This window comes from Acinetobacter sp. 228, from assembly GCF_048147885.1.
In genome coordinates this window covers 1-1,358 of record NZ_JAYWYV010000275.1, presented here as the reverse complement: position 1 = coordinate 1,358, position 1,358 = coordinate 1, and the positions used below count along the sequence as shown (strand labels likewise).

Sequence of the window (1,358 nt, the reverse complement as noted above, 5' to 3'; positions counted from 1 at the left end):
CGGGGCGGTGCAACCAAATACGGTATTACTCAAGCTGTAGCACGTACAAATGGTTTTAAGGGCAATATGAAAGATTTGCCTCTTGAAGTGGCCAAAGCAATTTATCGCAAAAACTATTGGACAGCCCCACGTTTTGATCAGGTCAATATCATTTCTTCTGCTGTAGCTGAAGAGCTTTTAGATACTGGTGTGAACTGTGGTATCAACTTCGCAAAACCACTTTTACAACGTGCTTTGAATTTGCTTAACAACCAAGGTAAAGCCGGGTATGCAGATTTGAAAGTGGATGGCGTGTATGGCTCTAATACCTTAGGTGCTCTTAAAACTTATCTGGCCAAGCGTGGAAAAGACGGCGAAAAAGTCCTAGTGCGTGTTCTTAATATCATGCAAGGCCAGCGCTACATCGAAATCTGTGAGCGAAATCCTAGTCAGGAACAGTTTTTTTATGGCTGGATTAACAATCGAATTTCCCTATAATTCTTATATTTGTTGTGCATTCTAATAATAGAGTGCACAGCTTTTATACCCATCTAACAATATATAAACTCTTTCATTCATAATGACATCTTATTGCTCTGTCTTATCAAATAGGGATATAACCTCTGATTTGAAGATTATGTTTACTCGCAAATTTAGCGGCAGATATTGACTCTGTTGCATACTTCGCTGCACCATATGGTCCTCGGAAAAGTTTTGCAGCATTAATAGAATAATCTTCACAGAATTCAAGTACTTTTAAGACTTCTGAGTTTTTGATAGTAAATTTAAAAAGACCACTTACTTGTTTTTCATGCATTAAATCTGAAATTAATTTTAACTCAGTGATTTTAAAACTTTGATGTGTGAGATTTGCTCTAGCATCTAATGTTTGTCTTACTAGAGTGAAACAACCTTCCTGAGAAGATATATTAATATTATGGGCCCTTGGTACATCTATTATTTCGAAATTTAATTTATCACTACTATTCAATAAATTTTTCTTTTCTGTATCTATAACCCATATTGAAAAGCTATCTTCTAAATTTGAACTACCATTGATCACACCTGTAGCAGCAAAATACATAGCAACTAAAGGGTTGTAACTCCAGTCAAGTAACTCGGTCGGATATCCATAATGTTGTGCAAAAGCTAGCAACTCGAATAGTTGTCTCTGTGGCCAACTTGATGGGTTCAAGAATACTTTATCATGACACTCATTTAGTGTTTCAGTTCTAAAAATATAAGAATCATTTGGAATTGAGACTGCATTAATATCACACCCTTTAACAAATGTTTTTAAATAAGTTAGTTGTAAAAAACACAGATCATTATATGAGTTTGATAGAGTTGAGTGAGCAAATACATTTCTATATAAAGAT

General features: G+C 34.9%; 2 protein-coding genes. One reads left to right on the top strand and one right to left on the bottom strand.

All coding sequences use genetic code 11. The features are described 5' to 3' along the window. A partial coding sequence (locus VXQ92_RS18155; RefSeq protein ID WP_416682744.1) for a glycoside hydrolase family 108 protein occupies positions 1 to 477 on the top strand: 477 nt, incomplete at its 5' end. Between the two features lie 106 nt (positions 478 to 583). On the opposite strand, the gene VXQ92_RS18150 is transcribed toward VXQ92_RS18155, so the two are convergent. After that, positions 584 to 1,358 (bottom strand): FRG domain-containing protein (locus VXQ92_RS18150; RefSeq protein ID WP_416682743.1); only part of this gene is annotated, 775 nt, incomplete at its 5' end.